General features: G+C 69.2%; 15 protein-coding genes. 8 read left to right on the forward strand and 7 right to left on the reverse strand.

Features of this window, described 5'->3' with window-relative positions:
* Positions 1-31: 31 nt before the first annotated feature.
* A complete protein-coding gene (locus G472_RS0107945) occupies positions 32-364 on the reverse strand; it encodes a DUF1491 family protein (RefSeq protein ID WP_029007950.1) in 333 nt (110 codons plus the stop codon).
* Positions 365-422: 58 nt separating this feature from the next.
* On the opposite strand from G472_RS0107945, the gene G472_RS0107950 reads away from it, so the two are divergent.
* The 5 genes from G472_RS0107950 (at position 423) to G472_RS0107970 (ending at position 8,985) form a co-directional block, all read left to right on the forward strand.
* Positions 423-1,922, forward strand: a complete 1,500-nt coding sequence (locus G472_RS0107950; protein WP_029007951.1) for a tetratricopeptide repeat protein — start codon at positions 423-425, stop codon at positions 1,920-1,922.
* Between the two features lie 161 nt (positions 1,923-2,083).
* On the forward strand, positions 2,084-4,471 hold the full coding sequence (locus G472_RS0107955; RefSeq protein WP_029007952.1) for a flagellar hook-basal body complex protein: 2,388 nt from the start codon (positions 2,084-2,086) through the stop codon (positions 4,469-4,471).
* A gap of 77 nt (positions 4,472-4,548) precedes the next feature.
* Positions 4,549-5,958 (forward strand): flagellar hook-associated protein FlgK, encoded by a 1,410-nt coding sequence (flgK, locus tag G472_RS0107960; RefSeq protein WP_029007953.1) that lies wholly within the window; start codon positions 4,549-4,551, stop codon positions 5,956-5,958.
* A complete protein-coding gene (locus G472_RS0107965) occupies positions 5,955-7,997 on the forward strand; it encodes a hypothetical protein (RefSeq protein ID WP_029007954.1) in 2,043 nt (680 codons plus the stop codon). Before flgK ends, G472_RS0107965 begins: the two co-directional genes overlap by 4 nt.
* Before the next feature lie 298 nt (positions 7,998-8,295).
* Entirely contained in the window at positions 8,296-8,985 is a 690-nt protein-coding gene (locus tag G472_RS0107970; protein WP_245593428.1) for a DUF305 domain-containing protein, read from the forward strand.
* Positions 8,986-9,161: 176 nt separating this feature from the next.
* Here the strand turns inward: G472_RS0107970 and G472_RS0107975 are convergent, their stop codons facing one another.
* From G472_RS0107975 to G472_RS0107990, 4 genes are all read right to left on the reverse strand, one after another.
* On the reverse strand, positions 9,162-9,668 hold the full coding sequence (locus tag G472_RS0107975) for a flagellar biosynthesis regulator FlaF (RefSeq protein WP_029007956.1): 507 nt from the start codon (positions 9,666-9,668) through the stop codon (positions 9,162-9,164).
* Positions 9,669-9,805: 137 nt separating this feature from the next.
* Complete coding sequence (locus G472_RS0107980; protein WP_029007957.1) at positions 9,806-10,816, reverse strand: glycosyltransferase family 9 protein; 1,011 nt, start codon at positions 10,814-10,816, stop codon at positions 9,806-9,808.
* A gap of 11 nt (positions 10,817-10,827) precedes the next feature.
* On the reverse strand, positions 10,828-11,955 hold the full coding sequence (gene lptF / locus G472_RS0107985) for an LPS export ABC transporter permease LptF (RefSeq protein ID WP_029007958.1): 1,128 nt from the start codon (positions 11,953-11,955) through the stop codon (positions 10,828-10,830).
* Between the two features lie 88 nt (positions 11,956-12,043).
* Positions 12,044-12,892, reverse strand: a complete 849-nt coding sequence (locus tag G472_RS0107990) for a hypothetical protein (protein ID WP_245593429.1) — start codon at positions 12,890-12,892, stop codon at positions 12,044-12,046.
* A gap of 329 nt (positions 12,893-13,221) precedes the next feature.
* On the opposite strand from G472_RS0107990, the gene G472_RS0107995 reads away from it, so the two are divergent.
* The 3 genes from G472_RS0107995 (at position 13,222) to G472_RS0108005 (ending at position 20,125) form a co-directional block, all read left to right on the forward strand.
* On the forward strand, positions 13,222-16,551 hold the full coding sequence (locus G472_RS0107995) for a transglutaminase family protein (protein ID WP_029007960.1): 3,330 nt from the start codon (positions 13,222-13,224) through the stop codon (positions 16,549-16,551).
* An 87-nt stretch (positions 16,552-16,638) separates the two neighbouring features.
* A complete protein-coding gene (locus G472_RS0108000) occupies positions 16,639-19,215 on the forward strand; it encodes a circularly permuted type 2 ATP-grasp protein (protein WP_245593430.1) in 2,577 nt (858 codons plus the stop codon).
* Positions 19,193-20,125 (forward strand): transglutaminase family protein, encoded by a 933-nt coding sequence (locus G472_RS0108005; RefSeq protein WP_029007962.1) that lies wholly within the window; start codon positions 19,193-19,195, stop codon positions 20,123-20,125. The genes G472_RS0108000 and G472_RS0108005 overlap by 23 nt, the downstream gene beginning before the upstream one ends.
* Here G472_RS0108005 and G472_RS40070 read toward each other — a convergent pair.
* Together G472_RS40070 and G472_RS0108015 are read right to left on the reverse strand one after the other, a co-directional pair.
* On the reverse strand, positions 20,032-23,736 hold the full coding sequence (locus G472_RS40070) for a GAF domain-containing protein (protein ID WP_051340571.1): 3,705 nt from the start codon (positions 23,734-23,736) through the stop codon (positions 20,032-20,034). The genes G472_RS0108005 and G472_RS40070 overlap by 94 nt on opposite strands.
* 171 nt (positions 23,737-23,907) lie before the next feature.
* Complete coding sequence (locus tag G472_RS0108015; protein ID WP_029007963.1) at positions 23,908-24,336, reverse strand: nucleoside deaminase; 429 nt, start codon at positions 24,334-24,336, stop codon at positions 23,908-23,910.
* Positions 24,337-24,345: the final 9 nt, after the last annotated feature.

The raw sequence follows: 24,345 nt of genomic DNA on the forward strand, positions 1-24,345 counted from the left end.
AATAAGCGCGTGCCCGGAGCAGGGCGGGCCGTCACATCACCGCTCCGTCGAACCAGTGGCGGCCCCGGCGGTCCTCGACCTCGACGATCCAGAGGTCGGGGTCGTATTTGACCTGTTTGGCGATGTAGGCATCGGCGGTGGCCTCGTCGACCCAGTCGGGGCCGGTGGCGCGGGACCACACCAGGCGGTCGTCGCTGCGCACCTGGACGAGAACGGCGAAGGTGCCGTCCAGGCGGTTCAGCTTCAGGATCAGGGTACCCCGCGTCGGGTCGCCCTTGCGCAGCACCATCATGGTGACGCCCTGCGCGTCGGCGGCGCGGATGTGGCCCATCACCCAGAGGTTGGTGGGCAGACGGTCGTCCAAGGGAGTCCTCCGGCGGGTTCCTCTCGCCACGGCGGGCGGCCGCGTGTATGGAAGGCGGATGCCGTCACTCCTGGACGTTCTCGACACCGCCGTCAACCATCATATGGCCGGCCGCCTCGACGCGGCGGAGCGGCTGTACCGGACGGTCCTGGCGCTGGAGCCGGCCATGGCGCAGGCGCTCGATCTGCTGGGAGTGGCCGAGGCGCAGCGGGGCCGGGCGGCGGAGGCGGCGGTGCGGCTGGGCAGGGCGCTGCGCCTGCTGCCGGATTCGGCGGCGGTGCGCGGCCACCTCGGCGGCGCCCTGAGGGCCGCGAACCGGCCGGAGCAGGCGGTGGCGGTGCTGCGCCCTGCCCTGCCCCTCGACCCCGCCCACGCGGAGGTGGCGGCCCACTATGGAGCGGCGCTGCACACCCTTGACCGGGCCGAAGACGCCTTCCGCTGGCTGTGGCGGGCCCATCGGCTGCACCCCGGCGATCCCGACACCCTGGTCAATCTGGGAACCGTCCTGCGCGATCTGCGCGCCTTCCGTGACGCCGAAGTCTGCCTGGCGGCAGCGCTGGCGCGCCGGCCGGACGATGCCGCCGCCCACCTGGCGCTGGCGGTGACCCGGTTGGTACAGGGGGATTTCACAGGGGGCTGGCCGGAGTTCGAGTGGCGGTGGCGTCGCCTGCCCTCCCCGCCCTGGTCGGGCGACGCGCTGCCCCCCGACACCACCCTGCTGCTGCACGGCGAGCAGGGGTTCGGCGACGCCATCCAGTTCGCCCGCTACGCCCCGCTGGCCGCGGCGCGCGGCGGCCGCGTCGTGCTGGAGGTTCAGCCGTTGCTGGTGCGCCTGATGCGCAGCCTCGGCCCGGAGATCCGGGTGGTCCCCCGTGCCGACGACGGCGCGCCGCCGCCCCACGACCGGCACTGCCCGCTGATGAGCCTGCCGCTCGCCTTCGGCACCACGCCGGAGACCATTCCCGTCACCGTCCCCTACCTGCGGGCCGACGCCGCCGATGTGGCGCGCTGGCGGGCCTGGCTGGACGAGCGGTGCGGCAACGGGCGCGATCTGCGGGTCGGTCTGGTGTGGGCCGGAAACCCGTGCCACCGCAACGACCGCAACCGGTCCCTGCCCGCCACGGCTCTGGCACCGCTGCTGGCGGTGCCGGGCGTGCGCTTCGTCAGCCTGCAGACCGGCGCGGCGCGGGCGGATCTCCCCGCCCTGCCCCGCCCGCCGGGCGGGCCGATCCTCGACCCGATCGACGGGGTGCGGGACTTCGCCGACACGGCGGCCATCCTGGAGACCCTCGACCTGCTGATCACGGTCGACACCGCCGTCGTCCATCTGGCCGGCGCGCTGGGCCGGCCGGCCTGGCTGCTGCTCCCCCGGGTGCCGGACTGGCGCTGGCTGCTCGACCGCTCCGACAGCCCCTGGTACCCCACCCTGCGCCTGTTCCGCCAGGCGCGCGCCGGCGATCGGGCGGGTGTGACGGCCACCGTCGCAGCGGTGCTGCGGGCGCTGGCCGCCCGGCAGGAAAGGGCGCCCTCCCCCGCCCGGCCGAACGACGGCCACTAGGCCAAAACTTCCCGGTGACCGGCAAGTTCGTATCGCGCTGCCCCGGCCGCCGATCGAAGATCCCGAAAAAACAATAACTTGCAGAAGATCGACCGCTTGGCATCCGGCTTGCTTGATAGCGGGCAGATGGATTTTGCCCTTTTGCCTGGAGATCCGCGGCCATGAGCATCTTCGGTTCGATGACAACCGCCGTCCTCGGCCTGAACGCGCAGTCGCGTGCGCTCGGCCACATCTCGGACAACATCGCGAACGCGTCCACGACCGGGTACAAGCGGGTCAACACGGCGTTCGAGACGCTGGTCCTGCAATCCAGCCAGCGCCTTCACTCCCCCGGCGGCGTGACCGCCAAGCCCGTGTTCATGAACAACATCCAGGGCAACCTGACGCAGGTGCAGAGCCCGACCAACATCGCTATCCAGGGCCAGGGCTTCTTCAGCGTCACCAAGCTGTCGACCGCAGCCAGCGGCGGCAACGCGGTGCAGACACAGACGGGTACGGTCAGCGCCGGGGCCACGTACTACACGCGCATGGGCGACTTCGAACTGGACAAGAGCCGGTACCTGGTGAACAGCGCCGGCTTCGCGCTCAACGGCTGGATGGTCGACGAGCTGAGCGGCGAGCTGCGCAAGGACCAGATCCGGCCGATCCAGGTCAACACCCTGACCGACCGCCCGACGCCGACGGCCGAGATCGACCTGTCCGCCAACCTGCCGGCCACGCCCGCTCCCGGCATGCCCATCCCGACGTCATCGATCCAGATCTACGACACCCAGGGCAACCCGCGGACCATCAACCTGAACTGGCGCCAACAGGGAGCCAACGACTGGCGTCTGGCCGTCGATGCGCCGGGCTCCAGCGCCAAGCCCGTGGATGGCACCTTCGCCGGCTATCCCGCCACCGTCACCTTCGGCCAGAACATCGCCGGCGTGACACCGGTGTCGCAGGTCAACACGGTGACCGTGTTCGGCCAGACCTCCAACGGTCAGGCCAACATCCGCGTCGGCGAGACCTACAGCGTGGCGGTGGACGGAACCACCTACAGCGTCCGTGTGACGGCGGACAACGTCGCCCAGCTCGGCACCTACACCGGTGTGGCCGGTGCGCTGGCCAACCAGATCAACTCCGCCTCGCCCGCCGCACCGGTGATGGCGACGCTGGTGGACGGCAACGTCATCCGCCTGGTGGCGCGCAACGCCGGCACCCCCTTCAAGGTCAGTCAGGAGATCACCAGCGTATCGCCGACCAACAACACGGTGACCGGCCCGACGACCACCGCCGCGACCACGACGGCCGGCGAAATCCAGAAGTACAGCTTCCCGCAGTCGCAGATCGACATCGGCGACGTGTTCCGCATCCGGGTGCGCAACAACGGTCAGGACACCACGGTGGCGGTCACCGTGACGGCGCAGACCTACTCAACCTATGCCAACATCACAGGCGTGGTGCAGGAACTGGCGAACCGCATCAACGCGGCCACGGGCCTGAACGTCACCGCCAGTTCCGCCGGTGGCGTGCTGACGATCCAGGACAACGTCGCGGGCGGTTCGTTCGACGCCACCTCGTCGGCCGGCGTATCCAATTCCTCCTCGGCGGCGAACACGCTGACCGGCGCCTTCTCGATCGCCAACGTGGCCGGGGTGCGCCAGCAGCGCACGGTCACCCTGACCGGCACGCCGGGCGACATCGGCACACTGTACTCCCTCTCCATCAACGGCACGCCGGTGACCTACTCGACCACCGGCAAGGAAATGACGATGGAGGACATCACGGCGGCGCTGGCCAACAAGATCAACTCCAACACATCGCTGCCGGTGACCGCGACGGCTCAGGGCGGCGTCATCACCATCATCTCCAAGACGCCGGACGGCGACGCCGCCGACCAGTTCTCGTTGCAGCAGACCGCGGTCACCGGCCAGACACCGGCGCACATCGGCCTGACCTTCGGCACCACACCGGAAACGGTGGGCACGCTGACCGGGTTGAGCACCGCGCTGGTCGGCACCGGCACCGCGGTCAGCGCCGCCACCCAGTCGGCCGGGACCGATGCCATGGTGACCTTCGTGGTCAACTACGGCTTCGGACCGCAGACGATCAAGCTCAACATGGGTCAGTTCCAGAGACCGGGCGGCCTCACCCAGTACGCCGGTGAGGAGATCAACGTCACCCAGTTCGTCCAGGACGGTGCCCCGCGCGGGCAGTTCAAGGACGTGGTGTTCGGCGACAACGGCAACGTGGTCGTGAACTACGACAACGGACGCAGCAAGGTGATCGGGAGGGTGCCCATCGTCACCTTCAACAACCCCAACGCCCTGCAGCGCGACGCGGGCGGCGTGTTCATCGAGACGCAGGACGCCGGCAAGCCGAACTTCAATGATCCGCAGACCAACGGCGCCGGAGCGGTGATCGCCAACTCCATCGAGGGGTCGAACGTCGACATCGCCGACGAGTTCACCAAGCTGATCGTGACGCAGCGGACCTACTCCGCCAACACCAAGATCGTCACGACCTCGGACGAGATGCTCCAGGAAGTGCTCAGCCTCAAGCGCTGATCCGCCTGACGGCTCCGGCGGCGCTTCGACGCCGCCGGGCGGCCAACCGACCCCTCCCGACGAAAGGTCCCTGACCCATGTCCCTCTTCTCTGCCCTGAACAGCGCGACCGCCGGTCTGCGCACGGTCCAGGCCAGTGTGAAGCTGGTCTCGGACAACGTCGCCCGCGCCGACGACCCCAACCGCACGCGGCATACGCTGCAGCAGATGGTCGACAAGAGCGGGTTCGTGGTCACGGCCGAGTACCGTCGCGAGATGGACAACGGCATGAAGGCGCAGTTGGAGACGCTGATCGCCCGCGAGGGCAGTTCGGCGGCCCGCAACACCTACATGACCAAACTCGGCGATCTCATGCGCACGACCGGCGGCGAGCCGCTGCTGAACAAGTACGCCAGCGAGTTCTCGGCGGCCTGGCGCACCCTGGAAACCACGCCCGAGAACGAGGTCGCCTCCTACCAGCTCGTCCAGTCCGCCAACACCTTCGCCACCGAGATCCGGCGCGTGGCGGAGGGGGTGGAAGCGCTGGACCGCGAGTTGCGCAACGACCTTTCCACCTCGATGAAGGAGCTGAACCGGCTGCTGTCGGAGGTGGACAAGGTCAACAAGGAGATCGTGTCGCTGCGCAGCTACGGCAACGCCGCCAACGAAGTTGCCGACAAGCGCGATGGCCTGATCCGCCAGATCAGCGAACTGGTGGGCGTGCGCACGGTAGACCGTCCCGACGGGCGCGTCGCCCTGTTCACGCCGTCCGGTCTGGCCCTGGTCGACGCCGCCCCGGCAAATATTGCCTTTGACGGCGGCAGGATCGTCCTACAGATCGGCAACAGCGTCCAGGACGTTTCCGAGCAGATGAAGGAGGGCAAGATCGGCGCCCTCTACAACATGGTGCGCGACGGCTCCCAGAGCGATCCGCCGCAGCCCGTGAGCGCCGATCCGTCGTCCGAGATCATCCGCAAGCTGCGCTCCCAGCTCGATACCTACGCCCGGGCGTTCGTGGCCCCGACCAAGCCAGGTGAGCCCACCAGCTTCGCCGACGCCTATGACAAAGCCCGTCCGTTGGTCGAAGGCGAACAGGACATCAAGTTCTTCGTCGGCAACGATCGCTTTACGCTGCGGGTCAACGACAAGATTCTCAACAACGAAGCCAAGATCAAGAACTCCGCCATTCGCGATGTCGTCACCGCCATCAACGCGTCCGGCCGCAGCCTGACTGCCGACGGACTGAGGGTTGAGGACGCCACCTATGCCGGTATGGCCAGCAACATTACCGGCATGTTGATGTCGACGGCGAAGTCGGTGAACGACACCTTCAACTTCGACAAGGGGGCGAAGGAGTTGATCCAGGAGCGCTATCACAGCCTGACCGGCGTGAACATCGACGAGGAGATCGCGATGCTCCAGCAGCTTCAGACCAGCTACGCCGCTTCGGCACGCGTCATGCAAGTGACGAACAGCATGTTTGACGCGTTGGAGCGCATCGTCGGATGAGCACGATCACGCAGGTTGGCAATTATGCCAAGTATCTGGGCCTGGTTCGCACGCTGAGCACGGCCCAGACCAACGTCGACGATCTGTCGCGGCAGTTGACCACGGGCAAGAAGTCCGTCGATCTGAAGCCGTACGGGGCGGAGACGCAGAAGCTGCTCGACCTGCGCGCCGAGCTGGTGAAGCGCGAAAACTACGTCCAGAACATCGACACCGCGCTGCCGCGCCTGAAGGCGACGGACCTGGTGCTGACGCAGCTCGGCAAGATGGCGTCGGACTGGCAGAGCAGCAACCTGATGCCGTTCAACCCCGGCCCGGTCAGCCTCACCTCCCCCTACAACGACAATCCCTCGGGGATGCAGACGCGGGTCAACGTGGACCGGTCGACCTTCACCCAGAACGCCCGCTACACGGTGACGGCGGCCCCCTCGGCGACGGGCGGCAACGGCAGCTTCGACGTGACCGTCACCGACGGTCTGGGCGGTCGCTCGGTCCGCACCATCAACCTGAACCGCGTTCCCCCCACCGACGGCGACGGCTACAACTTCACCATCGCCGGCGGGCCGGGCGAGGGTGCGGTTCTGAACCTGACGTTCGATCAGCTCACCGCCGCCGGCTCCAGCAGCTTCACCGTGTCCTGGCCCCAGGCGAATCAGACGCTGGAACGGGTCGAGGGCGCCATGCGCGACCTTCAGCAGTTGATGAACGAGCGTTTCGGCGACCGCTTCCTGTTCTCAGGCTCGCGCTTCGCCACAGAGCCGGTGACCGACCTGATGGCCGGCAAGCAGCACAGCAAGATCACCTTCAACGGCGCGTCGGTGCAGGAGGAGGACTACTTCGAGATCACGCTGAACGGCAAGATCTACAGCCACCAGGTGCAGGCGGGCGATCCCAAGTCGATCAGCTTCATCGCCGGCACGCTGGCCAACCAGATGCTGGCCGAGGATCCGCCCCTGCCGGTGCTGGTGTCGATGCACAACGGCATCATCACTTTCATCGCCAAGGACCAGGGCAAGCCGTTCAACCTCGACGCACGCGTCGTCAACTCCCAGACAGTGGAGAACGCGGCGTCGGAGCCGACCACCATCCAGCTTCCGTCCACCACTCTGCCGCAGGTGGACCGCTTCACCCTGACCGGGGCCGGCGTCGACATCGGCGACACCTTCGAGTTCACGGTGACGGTCGGCGACAAGGACGACCCCTACAATCAGAAATACTACAACATGAACCCGGACGTGCCGCGCAATCTGCCGGCCTACCAGGAGTACACGGTCCGCTACACGGTGAGTCAGCAGGACTACGAAGCCGGCATTACCAACGTGACCGCGGTGGCCGGCCAGCTTGCCGCCCGCTTTGCCACGACGACGCCGGTGCCGCCCGTCAGCATGAGCCAGGCGAACGGCATCATCACGCTGACCAGCAACGACAACCTGTCGCCCGACCATCCCAACCGCACGCTGCTGTTCTCGTCCTCCGCCAGGGTGGTGAACGGGTCGCTGCAGAACACGGTGTCGGTCGCCAAACTGCCGGTCGAGGCCGACCCCATCACCGACGTGCCCTATGTCGGCAATCCCCGACTGCCGTTCTACGACGCGGAATACTTCAACAGCGGCACCAACTCCAAAGCCTGGGACAAATCACGGGTGTCGGTCGATGATGGCTACGGCATCGAGTACGGCGTGGTCAGCACCGACCCGGCGTTCCAGACCCTGATCCAGGCGTTCCGCATGGCGCGCGTGGCGGCATCGAACCCCGGCCAGTACGAAACCTACATCAACAAGTCCCGCGAACTGATGGGCCAGGCCATGGATTCGGTCCGCTCCGTTCACGCCAAGGTGGCGTCGGATCTGGCGACCCTCGATCAGAAGAAGGACATGCACAAGGGTCAGATGAACGGCGTCGTCGACCAGATCGCCGCCATTGAAGGCATCGATCCGACGCAGGTGGCGGCACGCCTCAGTTCCAAGATGAACTCACTGGAAGCGGCCTACACAGTCGCCGCTAAGACCCAGCAACTGTCGCTGCTGAACTACATCGCATAGGAGGGGGGCGGAGGGTTCCCCCAACACAGCATCCCGGGACGAAGGAAGGCGCGCCGACGTCCACGACGGCATCCATTCCCGACGATGGCCGTGCCGGAGAAGACGGTCGTATTGCTCACCGACCGGAACGGCTACGGCGTCGGCGTCCCGGCCCGTCGGGCCCATCTGTTCACCATCGACCGCTTCTTCATGCCGGTCCGGGGCCGTCCGCGGCTCCCGGAGCGCCCGTCTCGCCAACGCGCCGGGCGCGCGACGCGTTTGGCACGGCGACGCGCCCTACGACCCGACGATGTCTATCATGCTCGCTCCCGCAGAGTTCGTGGAGTGGCATGTCACGACCATGGAAAGCTGCGCGGGAACAAAAATGATGGGGCTTTTGTTCCCCGTCATTGGGCGGATTGGGTTAGAGGAAGCCACCATGTCACACGAGCGAGATCACCATGGAAACATGATGACAATGGGATGGGGTCGGTTTGCGGCAATGATCGCAACCTCAACGTTCATCATGTTCTTTTTGATGTATCAGCTTGTTTATTCATTCGATCACGCTCTGTTCAGCGTAAACCGGCTGGTCTCCTCGCTCGTTATGGGGTGTGTCATGACGATCGTGATGCTCGGATTCATGTGGTCAATGTACAGAGGTATAGCCATTAAAATCGTCGTATTGGCCGGAGCCGTGCTGGTCGGAGTTTCACTCCTCTACGTGAACCGCAGTCAGAGCCTGATCGACGATGTCAACTTCATGAAGTCGATGATCCCGCACCACTCCATCGCCATCAATAACGCAAGCAACGCCGGCATCAGCGACCCGCGCGTGCGCCAGCTTGCGGACCAAATCATCGAATCACAGGTCAGGGAGATCGCTGAGATGAAGCTGCTCATTGACGACATCGGTAACAATGGCAAGCGCGGGAATCAGCCCCTGCCCGCCCGACCGGCACAGGTCACACCCGATATGGAGCAGCGGATACGAGAAGCGGTTCAATAGAACCATGGAACCGAGCGGACCGTGTCGGCTTCCGATGGGCAAGCCGATCTCGCCCGGATTCCAAGGAGAAGGGACGACACCTTGAGCAGCGTTGCAGGCCATGGGGCCTGCAACGCCTTTGTGCGGGGGCCGGCCGACCGGCGCGCCCTTCTTCTTCGCGGGTTCGGAGCCGACCGTCAGATCGAGATGCGCAGAGGTTGCGGCTGGGCACCCTCCTGGGCCGCGTGATGCTGCTGCGGCACCGGCCGCGGCGCAACGGGGGCCGGTTGCGGTGCGGCAGCGGCCGGAGCGGCCTGGGTCGTCGTGGCCGCCCGGGGTGCCGTCCCTTCGACTTTCTGCGACAAACCGCTGGAAACCGACCGGTTGATCTCGATGAGGCGGTCGAGCTTCGTGGCGTCCAGGTCGGCAAGGCGCGCCATGGTCTCGCGATCCACCATCAGCGACAGGGCCGCGATGTTGGTGCGCAGATCCTGCGGCAGCGGGCAGTCGTCCTCGCTGATCGAAGCCTGGAAAATGGTCCACAGGCGCTGGTTCAACTGAAGCGCGGCCTGAAGGGCTTCACCGTTGCTGGGGGCCCGGCCGGCGTCGATCAGGCGCCGCGCAGCCTCGGCGAGCGCCCACGCCTCGACGTCGCGGGGATCGTCCGATGTCGGGCGGCTGGTGTACTTCGGAGTCGGCTTCATTCCTTACCCTCAAGCCGGTTCGGGCGATCACGGCTGATCCTGGCACGTGTCACGGCAACGGACTCTCGTCCCCGGACCCATGTCCTGCCGTTCGCCGACCGTAGCGCCCCGGATTTTCAGGGATCCGTACCCGGATGTCAACGCAAGGGCACGTTTTCGATTGATTGCAGGATATTTGATCCGTTTTCGTCACAAGGGTTCGAACGATCGTCCATCGCCTGCCACAGGGCGGCGGCAGCGCTTTCCACCGCGTCGACGGAGATGCCGTCCATCAGACCCGCCGCCCCGCCGTCGGCGGCCCGGCGCAACAGCTCGTCGCGCGGAACCGTCCCGGTGACGGCGCGCGCGCTGCGGCCGCGGGGACCGTACACCTCGGGAAAGCCGGGGCCGAACAGCCCCAGCGTCGGTGTGCCGGCGGCGGCGGCGATGTGCATCAGTCCGGAGTCGTTGCCCACGTACAGCGACGCCCGGGCGATGCAGGCGGCGGCTGTCAGCGGGTCGGTGCGCCCGGTCAGGTCGACGGCCGCCGGTCCCAGCGCCGCGATCACGGGGCGGGCGCGCTCCACCTCCGACCCCGCGGCGAAGACGGCGACGCGCGCACCGGGCAGCAGCCCCGACGGCGCGATCAGCCGGCGGGCCAGTTCGGCGAACCGCTCGGCGGGCCATTCCTTGCCGGTCCAGTTGGCGGTCGGGCCGATGGCCAGCAGCGGCCCGGCGGGCGGCAGCAGCCGGTCGGCGGCGGCCAGCGCCGGCGCATCGAACCACAGGCGCGGGGCGGGTGGCGGATCCAGGCCGAGCACCGCGCCGATCTCCGCGACCTTGTGGAGCGTGCCGCGGCTGCGCGCATGGGTGAGGGTGCGCCGGCTCCACAGCAGGCGGGACACCGCCGAGTTGCGCAGATCGACCACCAGGTCCCAATGAACCCCGACGCAGCGTCTCCACAGGGACAGCCAATGGGCGGCGTACCGCCGCTTGGCCAGCGGAATCAGGCGGTCGAGCCGCGGCACCGCGCGGAACAGCGGTGCGGCGAGGGGACCGCAGGCGATGGTGAAACGGGCATCGGGATGGGCTTCCACCAGATGGCCGAGCACGCCGGTGGACAGGACGGCGTCGCCGATGCGGTTCGACGTGATGAACAGGATGCGCATGGCCGGCCGTCCTAGCGGGCGGGGCCGGGGGCGGGGAGAAGCCGCCGCGCGATCCCGCGGCGCCCCCGCGCCAGCACCCACAGGGCCGGCAGCATCGCCATCAGCGGCACCAGGTACATGGCGGGGACGAACGCCGGCATGCGGGCGGCAAGGCTGTTGAGCGCCAGAGCCGCCGATTGCAGCAGCACCACCATCAGGACGGCCAGAGCCACCCGCCCGGACTGGCCGCGCCGGTTGAATTCTCCCGACAGCAGGCAGGCCATGGCCATCATGGTGAAGGCCATCGCCAGGAACGGGCTGACCACGCGGTGATGCAGTTCGGCGCGTATCTGGCCCAGCGCCCGCTCGTTGCGCAGCGCATCCGGCGGAGGATCGAGCAGTTCCGCCGTCGTCCGCTCCCGCACGTCGGGGAAACGCTCGTGCGCGTCGTCGGTCAGCACCTTCAGGTCGACGGCGTAGCGGTCGAAGAAGAGTTGCGACAGCTTCCCGGTCGCCCGCTCCATCTCCTGGCGGTTGCCTTCGTAGACGACGATGCGCGCACCGGCCTCCGCCTGCACCATCACGGCGCGGGTTCCGATGACGGTGATCGGGCGTTCGGGGTCGCGGGAATCATGGATCAGCACGCCGTGCAGGTTTCCCTCGCCGTCGCGCTCGCGCATGTAGACGCTGAGCCGGTCGCCCACCTCGTTGAACACGCCCTCGCGCAGCAAAAGCTGCGAATAGTCGGTGCGCACCGTGTATTCCATGCGCACCAGTTCCCGATGAGCGGCGGGCGTGATCCACAGGTTGAGCGCGTAGACCAGTGCCATCACGCCGCCGGCCAGCATCAGGGCCGGCTTGGCCAGCCCGATCGGGCCGACGCCGGCGGCGCGCATCACCACCAGCTCGCTGTCCTGGGTCATGCGGTTGTAGGTGAACAGGATGGCCCCGACCAGCGCGATCGGCAGGACGATGCCGAGGAAGGTCGGCACCGTCAGCAGCAGCAGCCACAGGAACAGGCGCAACGGCGCGCCGGCCTCGACAACGATCTCGATCAGGCGCAGCGACTGGCTGAGCCAGATGGTGATGGTCAGACCGGCCGTCGAGTAGAGGGTCGCCACCAGAAGGTTGCGAAAGAGGTACCGTTCGAGACGCTTCATCGCCCTGGCCGCTGCGCGGATGTCCGGGCGTGAAGCTGATGACCCGCGCCCCGCCGGTCAAGGGGAATACGCCGGGCGGGAGTGCCGGTCAATCGGGAAAGGCCTCCAGCACGCTCTTCACCTGGCGCTGGTAGTCGGGGTCGGAGCGGTAGCGCTGCAACACCGTCTTGTCCCGCTGAAGGTAGAACATCAGCTCATCCCGCTTCGGCAGCAGCCGCGGCACCGGCTTGTCCTGGAGCTGACCGCTCCAGTCGATGCGGGCCATGAAATAACAGGCGCGCGCATACAGCATGAACAGTTTGTTGTCCGGATTCAGCTTCTCGCGCCGCAGCAGCGCAAAACAATAGTAATTGCGTCCGTGGAAATAGGCGTTGTAGATATTCTGTGTGGCGCTGAAATGTTCATCGGGCGACGATATGTTCTTCATATGGCGTTCGAGGCGGAAGCCGGCATAGAAGTATTCTTTGGATTCGTGCTCGAACGAGAACGGACTGCCTTTGACGAGACTCATGTGCTCGCCATACTTGCGGAGAATGCGGCTGGCCAGCAACTCCAGAAAGCGCCGCTCGGGCGCGAGGGCATCGGGGATCTGCGGCAGCAGGTCGAAGATGTGGCGCAGGTGATAGGGATGGCGGACGATGACCACGGGAACGGACGATCGCCCGCCCGCGCCGCGGGCCGTTCCCATGGCCGCCGACGCGGACACCGAGGCCACGGCGGATGCGATGGCGTCCTGCAGCTTCCAGCGCTGGCGCATGACCGCCGACTGGCTGCCGAGATGGAGGCGCGAGAGAACACGCCCCAGGCGGCTGCGCCAGTTTTCGCGGGGCAGCTTGCGGGTCGGCAGATCGGGCACGACCAGGGGGTTGCCCAGCACGTCCGGAGGCGGCGGCAGCGGCGTGAGATTGAAGTACTTGCCTTGCACCACGCCGCGCATGCGGTCGCCTCCGGCGGATGCCTTGGGCGTCGCGGTTGAGGACACCACCATCGGACGAGCGCGCCTCCCGGGCTTCGCGTGTAGTTCCGGATATGGGGAGCATACCGCCGGAGAGCGGACGGGATGCACAGGAATCGTTAACCCTGATAACCATCGCCCGCCACCCCGCTTGTGCCGCGCGACGACGCCGGGCCGGCGGGCGTTGCCGGACGGCCACGCTTTTGCGCACCGCAGCATCAGCCCCCTGCCCCACCCTCCGTGAAAGTGTTACCGTCAACGGCGGAAGCCTCCCGGCCGGCGGGGGACTGGCACGCGAGGGACGGGCAAGCATGGCGATCCACGTCGCACTCAATCACAAGACCACCTACCGCTACGACCGCCTGATCTCTCTGGGACCGCAGGTCGTCCGCTTGCGCCCTGCACCTCATTGCCGGACGCCGATCCTCTCCTATTCCCTGCGCGTCACACCGCGCGACCATTTCCTCAACTGGCAGCAGGACCCGCAGTCGAACTACCAGGCACGCTTCGTCTTTCCGGAGAAGACGCGGGAGCTGACCATCGAGGTCGATCTGGTCGCAGAGATCGCCTCCATCAACCCGTTCGACTTCTTTCTCGAGGAAAAGGCGACCACCTGGCCTTTCACATACGAGGATTGGCTGAGCCGGGAACTGCGGCCCTACCTGGAGACCGAGGACGCGGGCCCGCTGCTGGCCTCCTATCTCGCCGCCGTCCCCCGCACACCGGTGCATACCATCGATTTCCTGGTGGAGATCAACCGGCTGCTGCAACAGCACATCGGCTACGTCATCCGCCTGGAGCCGGGCATCCAGACCTGCGAGGACACGCTGGACAAGCGCACCGGCTCCTGCCGCGATTCGGCGTGGCTGCTGGTGCAGATCCTGCGTCACCTGGGGTTGGCGGCCCGTTTCGTGTCGGGTTACCTGATCCAGTTGACCGCCGACCAGAAGGCGCTGGACGGCCCCTCCGGGCCGGAGGCCGACTTCACCGACCTGCACGCCTGGACCGAGGTGTTCCTGCCGGGCGCCGGCTGGGTCGGGCTCGATCCCACGTCGGGCCTGCTGGCCGGCGAGGGCCACATCCCTCTGGCCTGCACCCCCGACGCCACCTCCGCCGCCCCCATCAGCGGCCTGGTGGACGAGTGCGAGGTGGAGTTCGGTCATTCCATGTCGGTGACCCGCATCCGCGAGGCACCGCGCGTCACCAAACCCTATACCGAGCGCCAGTGGTCGACCATCGAGGCGCTGGGCCACGCCATCGATGCGGAGCTGCAGGCGGGCGACGTTCGCCTGACCATGGGGGGCGAGCCCACCTTCGTCTCCATCGACGATATGGACGGGGCGGAATGGAACACCACCGCGGTCGGCCCGAACAAGCGGCGGCTGGCCGGTGATCTGGTGCACCGGCTGATGCGCCGCTTCGCACCGGGCGGGCTGCTGCACTTTGGTCAGGGGAAGTGGTATCCGGGCGAATCCCTGCCGCGCTGGGCGCTGGCGGTCCACTGGCGGCGCGACGGCGAGGCCCTGTGGGCCAACGCCGACCTGCTGGCGCGGGAGGACAAGGACTACGGTTTCGGCACGGCGGAGGCCGGGACCTTCCTGGTCACCCTGGCCCGCCGGCTGGGCATCGACCCGTCCCTGGTGCTGGCCGCTTACGAGGACCCCTGGCACTTCCTGCGCCGCGAGGCGCTGCTGCCGGTCAACGTCGACCCGCTGGACAGCAAGCTGGAGGACAAGGAGGAACGGGCGCGGCTGGCCAAGGTCTTTACCCGCGGCCTGAACGAACCGGTGGGCTTCGCGCTGCCGATCAACCGGCGCGTGACGCAGCAGGGGCCGGTGTGGCTGTCCAGCGTCTGGCCGCTGCGCCAGGAGCGCCTGCTTCTGATGCCCGGCGACAGCCCCGTCGGGTTCCGCCTGCCGCTCGGCTCCCTGCCGTGGACGGCGCCGGAGGACTATCCCTACAGTTGGGACCCCGACCCCTTCGACCAGTGCCCGCCCCTGCCGCCCAACCCGGTGCCCCTGCGCCAGCGCCCCGCCGCCGAGCCCGGAACGGGCCCGCGGGAGCATTACGTGCGCCGGGCCATGGCCGAGGTGCGCACCGAGATGCCGGAGCACGGCAAGTCCGCCTGGTGGGTGGTGCGCACCGCGCTGACCGTCGAGGCGCGCAACGGCCGGCTCTACGTCTTCCTGCCGCCCATGAACATGCTGGAGGACTTCGTCGCCATGATCGCGGAGATCGAAGCGACGGCCCTGGAACTGGACATGCCCGTGGTCATCGAGGGCTATCCGCCGCCGAAGGACCCGCGCCTCAATTCGCTGGCGGTCACCCCCGACCCCGGCGTGATCGAGGTGAACATCCACCCCTCCCACTCCTGGGACGAGCTGGTGCGCAACACCGAAGCCCTGTACGAGGAGGCGCGCCAGGCGCGGCTGGGCACCGAGAAGTTCATGCTGGACGGCCGCCACACCGGCACCGGCGGCGGCAACCATGTGGTGATGGGCGGGGCCAGCGCGGCCGACAGCCCCTTCCTGCGCCGCCCCGATCTGCTGCGCAGCCTGATCACCTACTGGCAGAACCACCCGTCCCTGTCCTACGTCTTCTCCGGCCTGTTCATCGGCCCGACCAGCCAGGCACCGCGGGTCGACGAGGCGCGCGACGATTCGCTGTACGAGCTGGAGATCGCCTTCCGCCAGATCGACGAGGCGGCGGCACGGGGTGACTGCCCGCCCTGGCTGGTCGACCGGGTGCTGCGCCATCTGCTGGTGGACATCACCGGCAACACCCACCGGGCGGAGTTCTGCATCGACAAGATGTACTCCCCGGACAGCTCCGCCGGGCGCCTGGGTCTGCTGGAGTTCCGCGCCTTCGAGATGCCGCCGCACGCGCAGATGAGTCTGACCCAGCAGCTTCTCATGCGCGCCCTGGTGGCCCGGTGCTGGAAGGACCCCTACCGCGGTCGCCTGGTGCGCTGGGGAACGGAGCTGCACGACCGCTGGATGCTGCCCCACTTCCTGGCCGCCGACCTGTCCGACGTGCTGGACGACCTGCGGGCCCACGGCTTCGCCTTCGAGGATTCGTGGTTCGCCCCGCACCTGGCCTTCCGCTTCCCCGTCTACGGCCACGTCATCCAGCGCGGCATCGAGCTGGAGTTGCGCATGGCGCTGGAGCCCTGGCACGTGCTGGGCGAGGAGCCGGGCGGCGGCGGCACCGTGCGCTACGTCGACAGCTCGGTGGAGCGGGTGCAGGTCAAGGTGCAGGGACTGGTGGACCAGCGCTACGCCATCGCCTGCAAGGGCCGCAAGGTGCCCCTGGTGCCGACCGGCGTGGAGGGGGAATTCGTGGCGGGCGTGCGGTACCGTGCCTGGCAGCCGCCGTCGTGCCTGCACCCCACCATCCCGGTGCACACGCCGCTGGTCTTCGACATCGTCGACACCTGGACGGGCCGGTCGCTGGGCGGCTGCACCTACCACGTGATGCACCCCGGCGGGCGCAACTACGAGACCTTCCCGGTCAACGCCAACGAGGCGGAGGGCCGGCGGCTGGCCCGCTTCTTCCCCTTCGGCCACACCCCCGGCCCCATGGAGGCGCCCGCCGACGAGCGCAACCCGCAGTTCCCCATGACGCTGGACCTGCGGCGGTAATCGTCCCGTCCCCGCCGCCGCCCTTGCGTCGGCGGGGAACGGCGGTCACACTCGGTCGGCCGAACCAACGACCGGATCGCTTTTTACGTGCGCCCCTTTTCCGACGTCCTGTCCACATCACACGATCCCGCGGCGGCGCTGCCGGCGCAGGGCTCCCTCTTCGGCGAAGGCGACGCTTTCGGCTACGGCACCGGTCCGGTCTACGACGAGATGGTCACCGGCGCCGGCCGCCTGCGCCCGCACTGGCAGGCGTTCATGAGCACGCTGGGCCCCCTCGACCCCGCCACCATGGCGGAGCGGTGGGAGGAAGCCCGGCGGCTGCTGCACCAGAACGGTGTCACCTACAACATCTACGGCGATCCCCAGGGCATGGAGCGGCCGTGGCCGCTCGACATGATGCCGTTGCTGATCGCGCCGGAGGAGTGGCAGGTCATCGAGGCCGGACTGGTCCAGCGCGCCCGCGTGCTGAACGCGGCGCTGGCCGACCTGTACGGGCCGCAGCGGCTGCTGCGCGAGGGCGTCGTGCCGCCGGCGGCCATCTATGCCGACCCGGGGTTCCGGCGCGCCGTGCACGGCATCGTTCCGCCCCGCGGCATCCATCTGCATTTCTACGCCGCCGACCTGGCCCGTGCCCCCGACGGGACGTGGTGGGTGCTGTCGGACCGCACCCAGGCGCCCAGCGGCAGCGGCTATGCGCTGGAGAACCGCACGGTGCTGGCGCGCGTCCTGCCGGACAGCCTGCGCTATTGCCGGGTGGAGCGCCTCACCCCCTTCTTCGGCGCCTTCAAGGAGATGCTGCTGGGGCTGGCGCCCTGGTCCGACCAGCCGCGGCTGGTCCTGCTCACCCCCGGCCCCTACAACGAGACCTATTTCGAACACGTGTACCTCGCCCGCCAGCTCGGGATCACCCTGGTGGAAGGGGCGGACCTGACGGTGCGCGATCGCCAGGTGTACCTGAAGACCCTGTCGGGGCTGGAGCCGGTGGACGTGATCCTGCGTCGCCTCGACGGGGAATACGCCGACCCGCTGGAACTGCGGGCCGACAGTTCGCTGGGCGTCGCCGGGCTGGTGGAGGCGGCGCGCGCCGGCCGGGTGGCCATCGCCAACGCCCTGGGCAGCGGCGTCCTGGAATCCCTGTCCTTCCGCGCCTGCCTGCCGGCCATCGCCGGCGCCCTGCTCGGCGAGACGCTGGCGATGCCGCAGCTTCCCACCTGGTGGGCGGCAACGCCGGACGGACGCGGCCGCATCCTGGCCAACCTCGGTCGGCTGATGGTGGTGCCCGCCTCGCCGTCCCTGCCCTTTGCGCCCATGGAAGGCGCCGGCCTGTCCGAGGCTGCCCGGGCCGACCTGGCCGGGCGGGTCGCCGCGACGCCCTGGGCCTACGCGGCCCATGAGCGGCCGAGCCTGTCCACCGTGCCCGTATGGCAGGGCGACCGCCTGCAGCCGCGGCCGCTGGTGCTGCGCGTCTTCCTGTGCGCCGACGCCGACGGCGGCTACCGCGCCATGCCCGGCGGCCTGACCCGGGTGTCGGACGCGCCGGGGCGCCTGATCGTCTCCATGCAACAGGGCAGCGGCAGCAAGGACACCTGGGTGCTGGCTCCCCGTCCCGTCGGCGGTGGCAGCGCGCTGGCCCGCGCCGCGGTGGCGGAGGTGCGGGCGCAGGAGGGGCGCGCCTTCACCGGCGACCTGCCCAGCCGCGTCGCCGACAGCCTGTTCTGGCTGGGCCGCTACGCCGAACGGTCGGAGGGCGCGCTGCGCCTGCTGCGCGGCGTCTACACCCGCATCACCGACGGCGGCCAGCCCGGCGCGACGGAGGAGCTGCGGGTGCTGCTGAAGCTCATGGCCTGGCTGGGCAAGATTCCGTGGGAACTGACGGTGGTGGGCGACGGCGGCGGCGGCCCCGCGTTGCGGGCGGCCCTGCAGGCGGCGGTGTTCGACGGCAATCATCCCAACAGCCTGCGCGCCGACATCCAGCGCCTGCACCGCTCCGCCTATTCGGTGCGCGACCGGCTGTCCATCGACATGTGGCGGGTCATCACCCAGATCGACCGGCAGAGCCCGGGGCCGCGGGGGCGGATCGACGCGGCGGCCCTGCTGCTGCGCCTGGACGATCTGGTAACCAGCCTGGCCGCCCTGTCCGGGCTGGAGCAGGAGAGCATGACCCGCGGGCCGGGCTGGCGGTTCCTCGACATCGGCCGCCGCGTGGAGCGGGCCCTGCACGGGGTGGCGCTGGTGCGCGGCGTCCACGTCGCCGACAGCGGCCGCATGGACCGGGCGGACCTCGCGGCCGCCCTCGACGTGCTGCTGGAGCTGGCGGAGAGCTTCATGTCCTATCGGGAGCGGCATTTCGCGGCCATGCGGCCGGGCCCCGTGCTCGCCCTGCTGCTGGCCGACGAAACGAACCCGCGCGGCCTGGCCTTCCAGCTCGCTGTCCTGGAACGCCACCTGGCGCGCCTTCCCCGCATGCCCGAAGGACAGACCGAAAATCCCATGGCGGTTGCCGCGCGCATCGTCGGCGACGCCCGCGCCATGGTGGCGGAGCCGGGCGCGCTGGAGCCGCCGTCCCTGCACAACACGCTGGATTGGCTGTCGCTCAATCTGCCCGAACTCTCCAACCTCCTGGCGCACGCCTATTTCAGCCATGCCTTCGCCCGACCCGCCTGAAGCCGCCGCGCCGCAGACCGCCGCACCGGCCGTCTACCGCGTCCGCCACGTCACCGCCTACGACTACGGCGAGGCGGTGCCGCTGTCCCATCACCTGATCCACCTGGCGCCGCGGCCGCACCCCCGCCAGCGGTGCCGCAGCGGCGGTCTGACCATCGACCCCCCGGCGTCGGTGCGCACCGACCGCATCGATTATTTCGGCAACCCGGTGACCTACGTCGCGATTCAGGAACCGCACCGGCGCTTCGCCATCTGCGCCGAACATGTGGTCGAGGTGGCGGACGCCCCGCTGCCCGACACCGAGGCCACGCCGCCTTGGGACACGCTGCGCCAATCCCTGTCCCGCCTGCCCGGCCCCGACGACGCCGCGGCGATCGCACAGTACGCCTTCGACAGCGCGCTGGTGCGCGCTTCGCCCGAACTGGCGGCCTTTGCCGCCCCCTCGTTCACGCCGGGCCGGCCGGTGGCGTCCGCCGCGTGCGATCTGATGCGGCGCGTCCACACCGACTTCACCTTCGACCCCACGGCGACCACCGTCGCCACCCCGCTGGCGGAGGTGATGGCGACGCGCCGCGGCGTCTGTCAGGACTTCGCCCATGTGATGATCGGCTGCCTTCGTTCGCAGGGCCTGCCCGCGCGCTACGTCAGCGGCTACCTGCGCACCGTCCCGCCGCCCGGCCAGCCGCGGCTGATCGGCGCCGACGCCAGCCACGCCTGGGTTTCCGTGTGGTGCGGCGGCGGGGACTGGCTCGACCTCTGCCCGACCAACGACCGGATCGTCGACCGCGACTTCATCACCATCGCCCGCGGTCGCGATTACGACGACGTCAGCCCGATGCGCGGCGTGCTGGTCGGCGGCGCCGGCCACGGATTGACGGTGCAAGTGGATGTGGAGCCGCTGGACGGCTGACCGGCGGCGTCCTCGTGCCCGGACCCGGGGGGCGCCAGCGCCTCGCGGAGCACCGTCGTCAGGTCGTCGATCCGATAGGGCTTGCCCAGCACGCGCACGCCGGGCGCTTCGGCCACGCCCTCGCTGTAGCCGGTCGTCAGAACCACGGGGAGGCCGGGGCGCAGCGCGCGCGCCTCGCGGGCAAGATCGATCCCGCTGAGCCGGCCGGGCATCACGACGTCGGAGAACAGCAGGTCGATCGGCTCGTCACCGGACAGCAGCGGCAGGGCGTCGTCGGCTGTCGTCACCCGGACGACGGTCCAGCCCGCGTCCTCCAGGGCCGCCGCCACGGTGGACGCCACCACGGGATCGTCCTCCACCAGCAGCATCCGTCCCGCCGTCCGCTCCACGGCCGCGGCGGGTGGACTGTTCGGACCGGCGGCCGGCCGGTCGGCGGAGCGGCGCAGCAGCAGGACCACCGTGGTGCCCCGGCCGGGAGCGCTCTCGATCCAGGCGGTGCCGCCGGCCTGGCGGGCCATTCCGTACACCTGGGCGAGGCCGAGACCCGATCCCTTGCCAACCTCCTTGGTGGTGAAGAAGGGATCGAAGGCCTTGGTGCGCACGTTCTCCGGCATTCCCGTTCCCGTGTCGGTCACCGAGAAGCGGACGAACTCCCCTTCCATCCCGGTGGGGTCTCCGGGGCCCAGTGTGAGGTTGCGTGCCTCGACGGTCAGGTGACCGCCGCCGGGCATGGCGTCGCGAGCGTTGACCGCCAGGTTGATGAGCGCCAGCTCGAACTGGGTCGGGTCAACCAGGATCGGCCACAGGCCGGGGCTGAAGCGGGTCTCCAGTCCGATGTCGGCGCGCAGGGCGCGCTCAAGCAGCGCCGACAGGGCGAGCACGCGGTCGCGCAGGTCGATCGGCTCGGGCCGCAGGCTCTCGCGCCGGGCGAAGGCCATCAACTGCTGCACCAGCTTCGCGCCGCGGTCCACCGCCTGCTGCCCCGCCTCCAGGAGCGGGCGCACGCCGGCTTCCTGCGAGCGGCGGCCGATCATGGTCAGGCAACCGCTCAGCGCCTGGAGGAGGTTGTTGAAGTCGTGGGCGACGCCGCCGGTGAGCTGCCCGACCGCTTCCAGCTTCTGAGCCTGGCGCAGGTGGTCTTCCGCCTGCCGGCGCACCGCGATCTCCGCGGTGACGCGTTCCTCGAGCTGCTCGTTGAGCTGCCGCAACTGCTCCTCCGCCGTCCGGCGCTGGAGGATCTCGGATTGGGCGGCGCGGAACAGGCGCACGTTGTCCATGGCGACCGCCGCCTGGGCCGCCAGGCCGGCGAGGCTCTCTTCGGAGCGATCGGTGAACACGCCGGGCTGCGAATGGCCGAAGAACAGGCCGCCCAGCACTTCACCCGACCGCGATGTCACCGGTACGGCGAGGTAGCTGCGCACCGGCAGGTGCCCGGCGGGCATGCCGTGGTGCGGCGCGTCGAGCCCGTAGCGCGGGTCGCGGGTGATGTCGTCGGATCGCACGATACCGTCGCCGGCGAAGGTCGGGGTGAATACGGCGGTGTTGCGCGGCATGGGGAAGCCGATGAACGCCTCCTGCGGTGCCCCCGACAGGGCGTACAGCATGTAACGTTCCCCGTCGTCGCCGACCACGTTGTAAAAGAAGGCACCGAACTCGGCTCCGGTCACCGCCACGCCGCCGTCGGTTACGAGTTGCACCAGGCGTTCCATGTCCAGTTCGGCGGCCACGGCGATACCCGTGCGGTTGATCACCTCCAGGTCGTGGGAGCGGCGGCGCAGTTCCTCTTCCACCCGCTTGCGGTCGGTGATGTCGTAGCAGGCGCCCACCACGCGCACCGGCCGCCCCTCGCCGGGCGGCATGGTCTCACCGCGCCGCGCCATCCAGCGCACCTCGCCGGTGTCGGGACGGATAATGCGGTACTCGGCATAGCCCGGCCCTTCGGCCGGCGGAGCGCCGGGCTGCAGGGTGTTCAGCCGCGGCCGATCCTCGGGATGAATGTGGGCGGCCAGTTCGTCCAGGGGGACCAGTGGCCGCGGCGCCACCCCCCAGAGCCGGCAAAATTCCTCCGAGACCGCGAGCGTTCCGTCCGCCCGCAGCTCGAAGGTGCCGATCCCCGCAGCGTTCTGGGCGACACGCAGGCGCTCCTCGCTGGTGCGCAGCGCGTCTTCGGCGAGTCGCGCTTCGGTGACGTCGCTGCCTTCGCAAAAGATGCCGGTGACGCGGCCGGCCCCGTCGAAGATCGGCTGGTAGACGAAGGTCACGAACCGCTCCTGCGGCGGCCCCCCCGTGCGGCGGTCGATGCGGACCGGCACGGCATGGCCGACGAAGGGCTCGCCGGATTGATAGACGCGGTCGAGGAGTTCGAAGAAGCCCTGCCCGGCCACCTCCGGCAGCGCCCGGCGGACCGGCTTGCCCACGATGTCGCGCCGGCCGACCAGGCGGAAATAGGCGGCGTTGGCCAGTTCGAAGACGTGGTCGGGTCCGCGCAGCACGCACATGAATCCCGGCGCCTGCCGGAACAGGTCCCGCAGCCGGTCGCCTTCTGCGGCAAGGCGGGCGTTGGCGGCTTCCACGGCGCGGCGCTCCGCCTCCAGCGCCTCATAGGCGCGGCGCAGGGAGGATTGGGCGTCGGCGCGCTCCACGGCCGACCAGGTGCGCTCGGCCACCTCCTCCACCAGGGCAACCTCGTCGGCGGTCCAGCGCCGCGGCCGGCGGTCGTGAACGTAGAGGGCGGCCACCATCCGCCCGCCCTTGACCAGGCTGGCGGTGATCAGCGATGCCGTTTCCAGCGCGGCGAAGGCGGCCCGAGGCTCCGGTCCATCGGTGCGCGGGTCGGTGGCGGCATCGTGGATGACCAGGGTGTCACCGCGCCGCAGGGTCGCCACCACCGCGGTGCCGAACGCTTCCAGGTCGTGGGTCCCCACCTGCGGTCGCACCGTCCCGTCGGTCCAGTTGCGCGTGGTGGTGAAATGGCGCGCCCGCCCGTCGACCACGCCGTAGCCGACCCGGCTCGCTCCCAGGTGCCGGCCCAGCGCCTCCTCGGCAGCGGCGATGACATCGCGTGGATCCGAGAGGTGGCGCAGTCGCGCTTCGAAATCGAGATGGAAGGCGGTGCGGCGCCGGCTCTGCACGGTGCGCGTGGTTTCGAAAGCGGCGCAGAAGATGCCGGCGATTCGACCGTCGTCACCGGTGATCGGCGTGTAGGAGAAGGTGAACCAGGCGTCTTCCCGATAGCCCTGCCGTTCCATGGGGATCAGCAGGTCTTCGTGCCAGGAGGCCTCGCCGGCGAGGGTGCGCTCCACCAGCGGCCGAATGTGATCCCAGATGTCGCTCCACACCACGCGGAACGGCTGCCCCGGCTCCGGACGCCGGGCGCCGAAGATCGGCTCGTAGGCGTCGTTGTAGAGGAACGACAGTTCCGGACCCCATGCCACGAACATGGCCTGGCGTGAGGCGAGCATCAGGCTGACGACCGTTTGCAGGCTGCGCGGCCAGGTCGCGGGCCGGCCGAGCGGTGTCGCGGACCAATCATGGGCGCGCATGCGCGCGCCCATGGCGCCGCCGCCGGCCAGAACGTCGATGCCGGACCGCGGGATGGACTCAATGGTCATGGGCCGCCGCCCCGTCCCTTCTCGTTCGCCTGCCGGCGGGATCGCGGTGCCGCCGCCCTCTGCATCGTCGGCACTGCTTAAGGCGGCGATCATACGGAGCGTCCGGGCACCGGTACAACCCGGACGCCCGCGCTCTTTGGGCGTAAGACCTTGGTTGGGCGGCGGTGCGGGCTACCGGGGCCGGCCGGCGAACAGCGCGTCGGTCTCGTGGGCGAGAACGCCGCCCAGCAGCAGGTCGACCCGGTGGAACGGGGCCCGGGCGGCGAGTTCGGCGGCGCCGAGGGTGATCTGGTCGATGCCGCTGTCGCGGATGGCGGCGATCGAGGTGCCCCACACCACCCGCCGCACGCCGGCCCACACCAGGGCGCCCATGCACATGGGGCAGGGCTCCCCGGTGGTGTAGAGCGTCACCGCCTCCCAGCCCCGGTTGCCGTGGCGGGCGACGTAGTCGTTCATGGCCACCACCTCGCCATGCCACAGGGGATGCTGTGCCCCTGTGTTGACGCCCCTGGCGAGCACGGCCCCGTCCGCCGTCCGGACGATCACGGCGCCGAAGGGAAAGGCGGGGTTCCGCACCGCCTCGCCGATCGCCAGGCGCATGCATGCCTC

This window comes from Azospirillum halopraeferens DSM 3675 (genome assembly GCF_000429625.1).
GTDB lineage: Bacteria > Pseudomonadota > Alphaproteobacteria > Azospirillales > Azospirillaceae > Azospirillum > Azospirillum halopraeferens.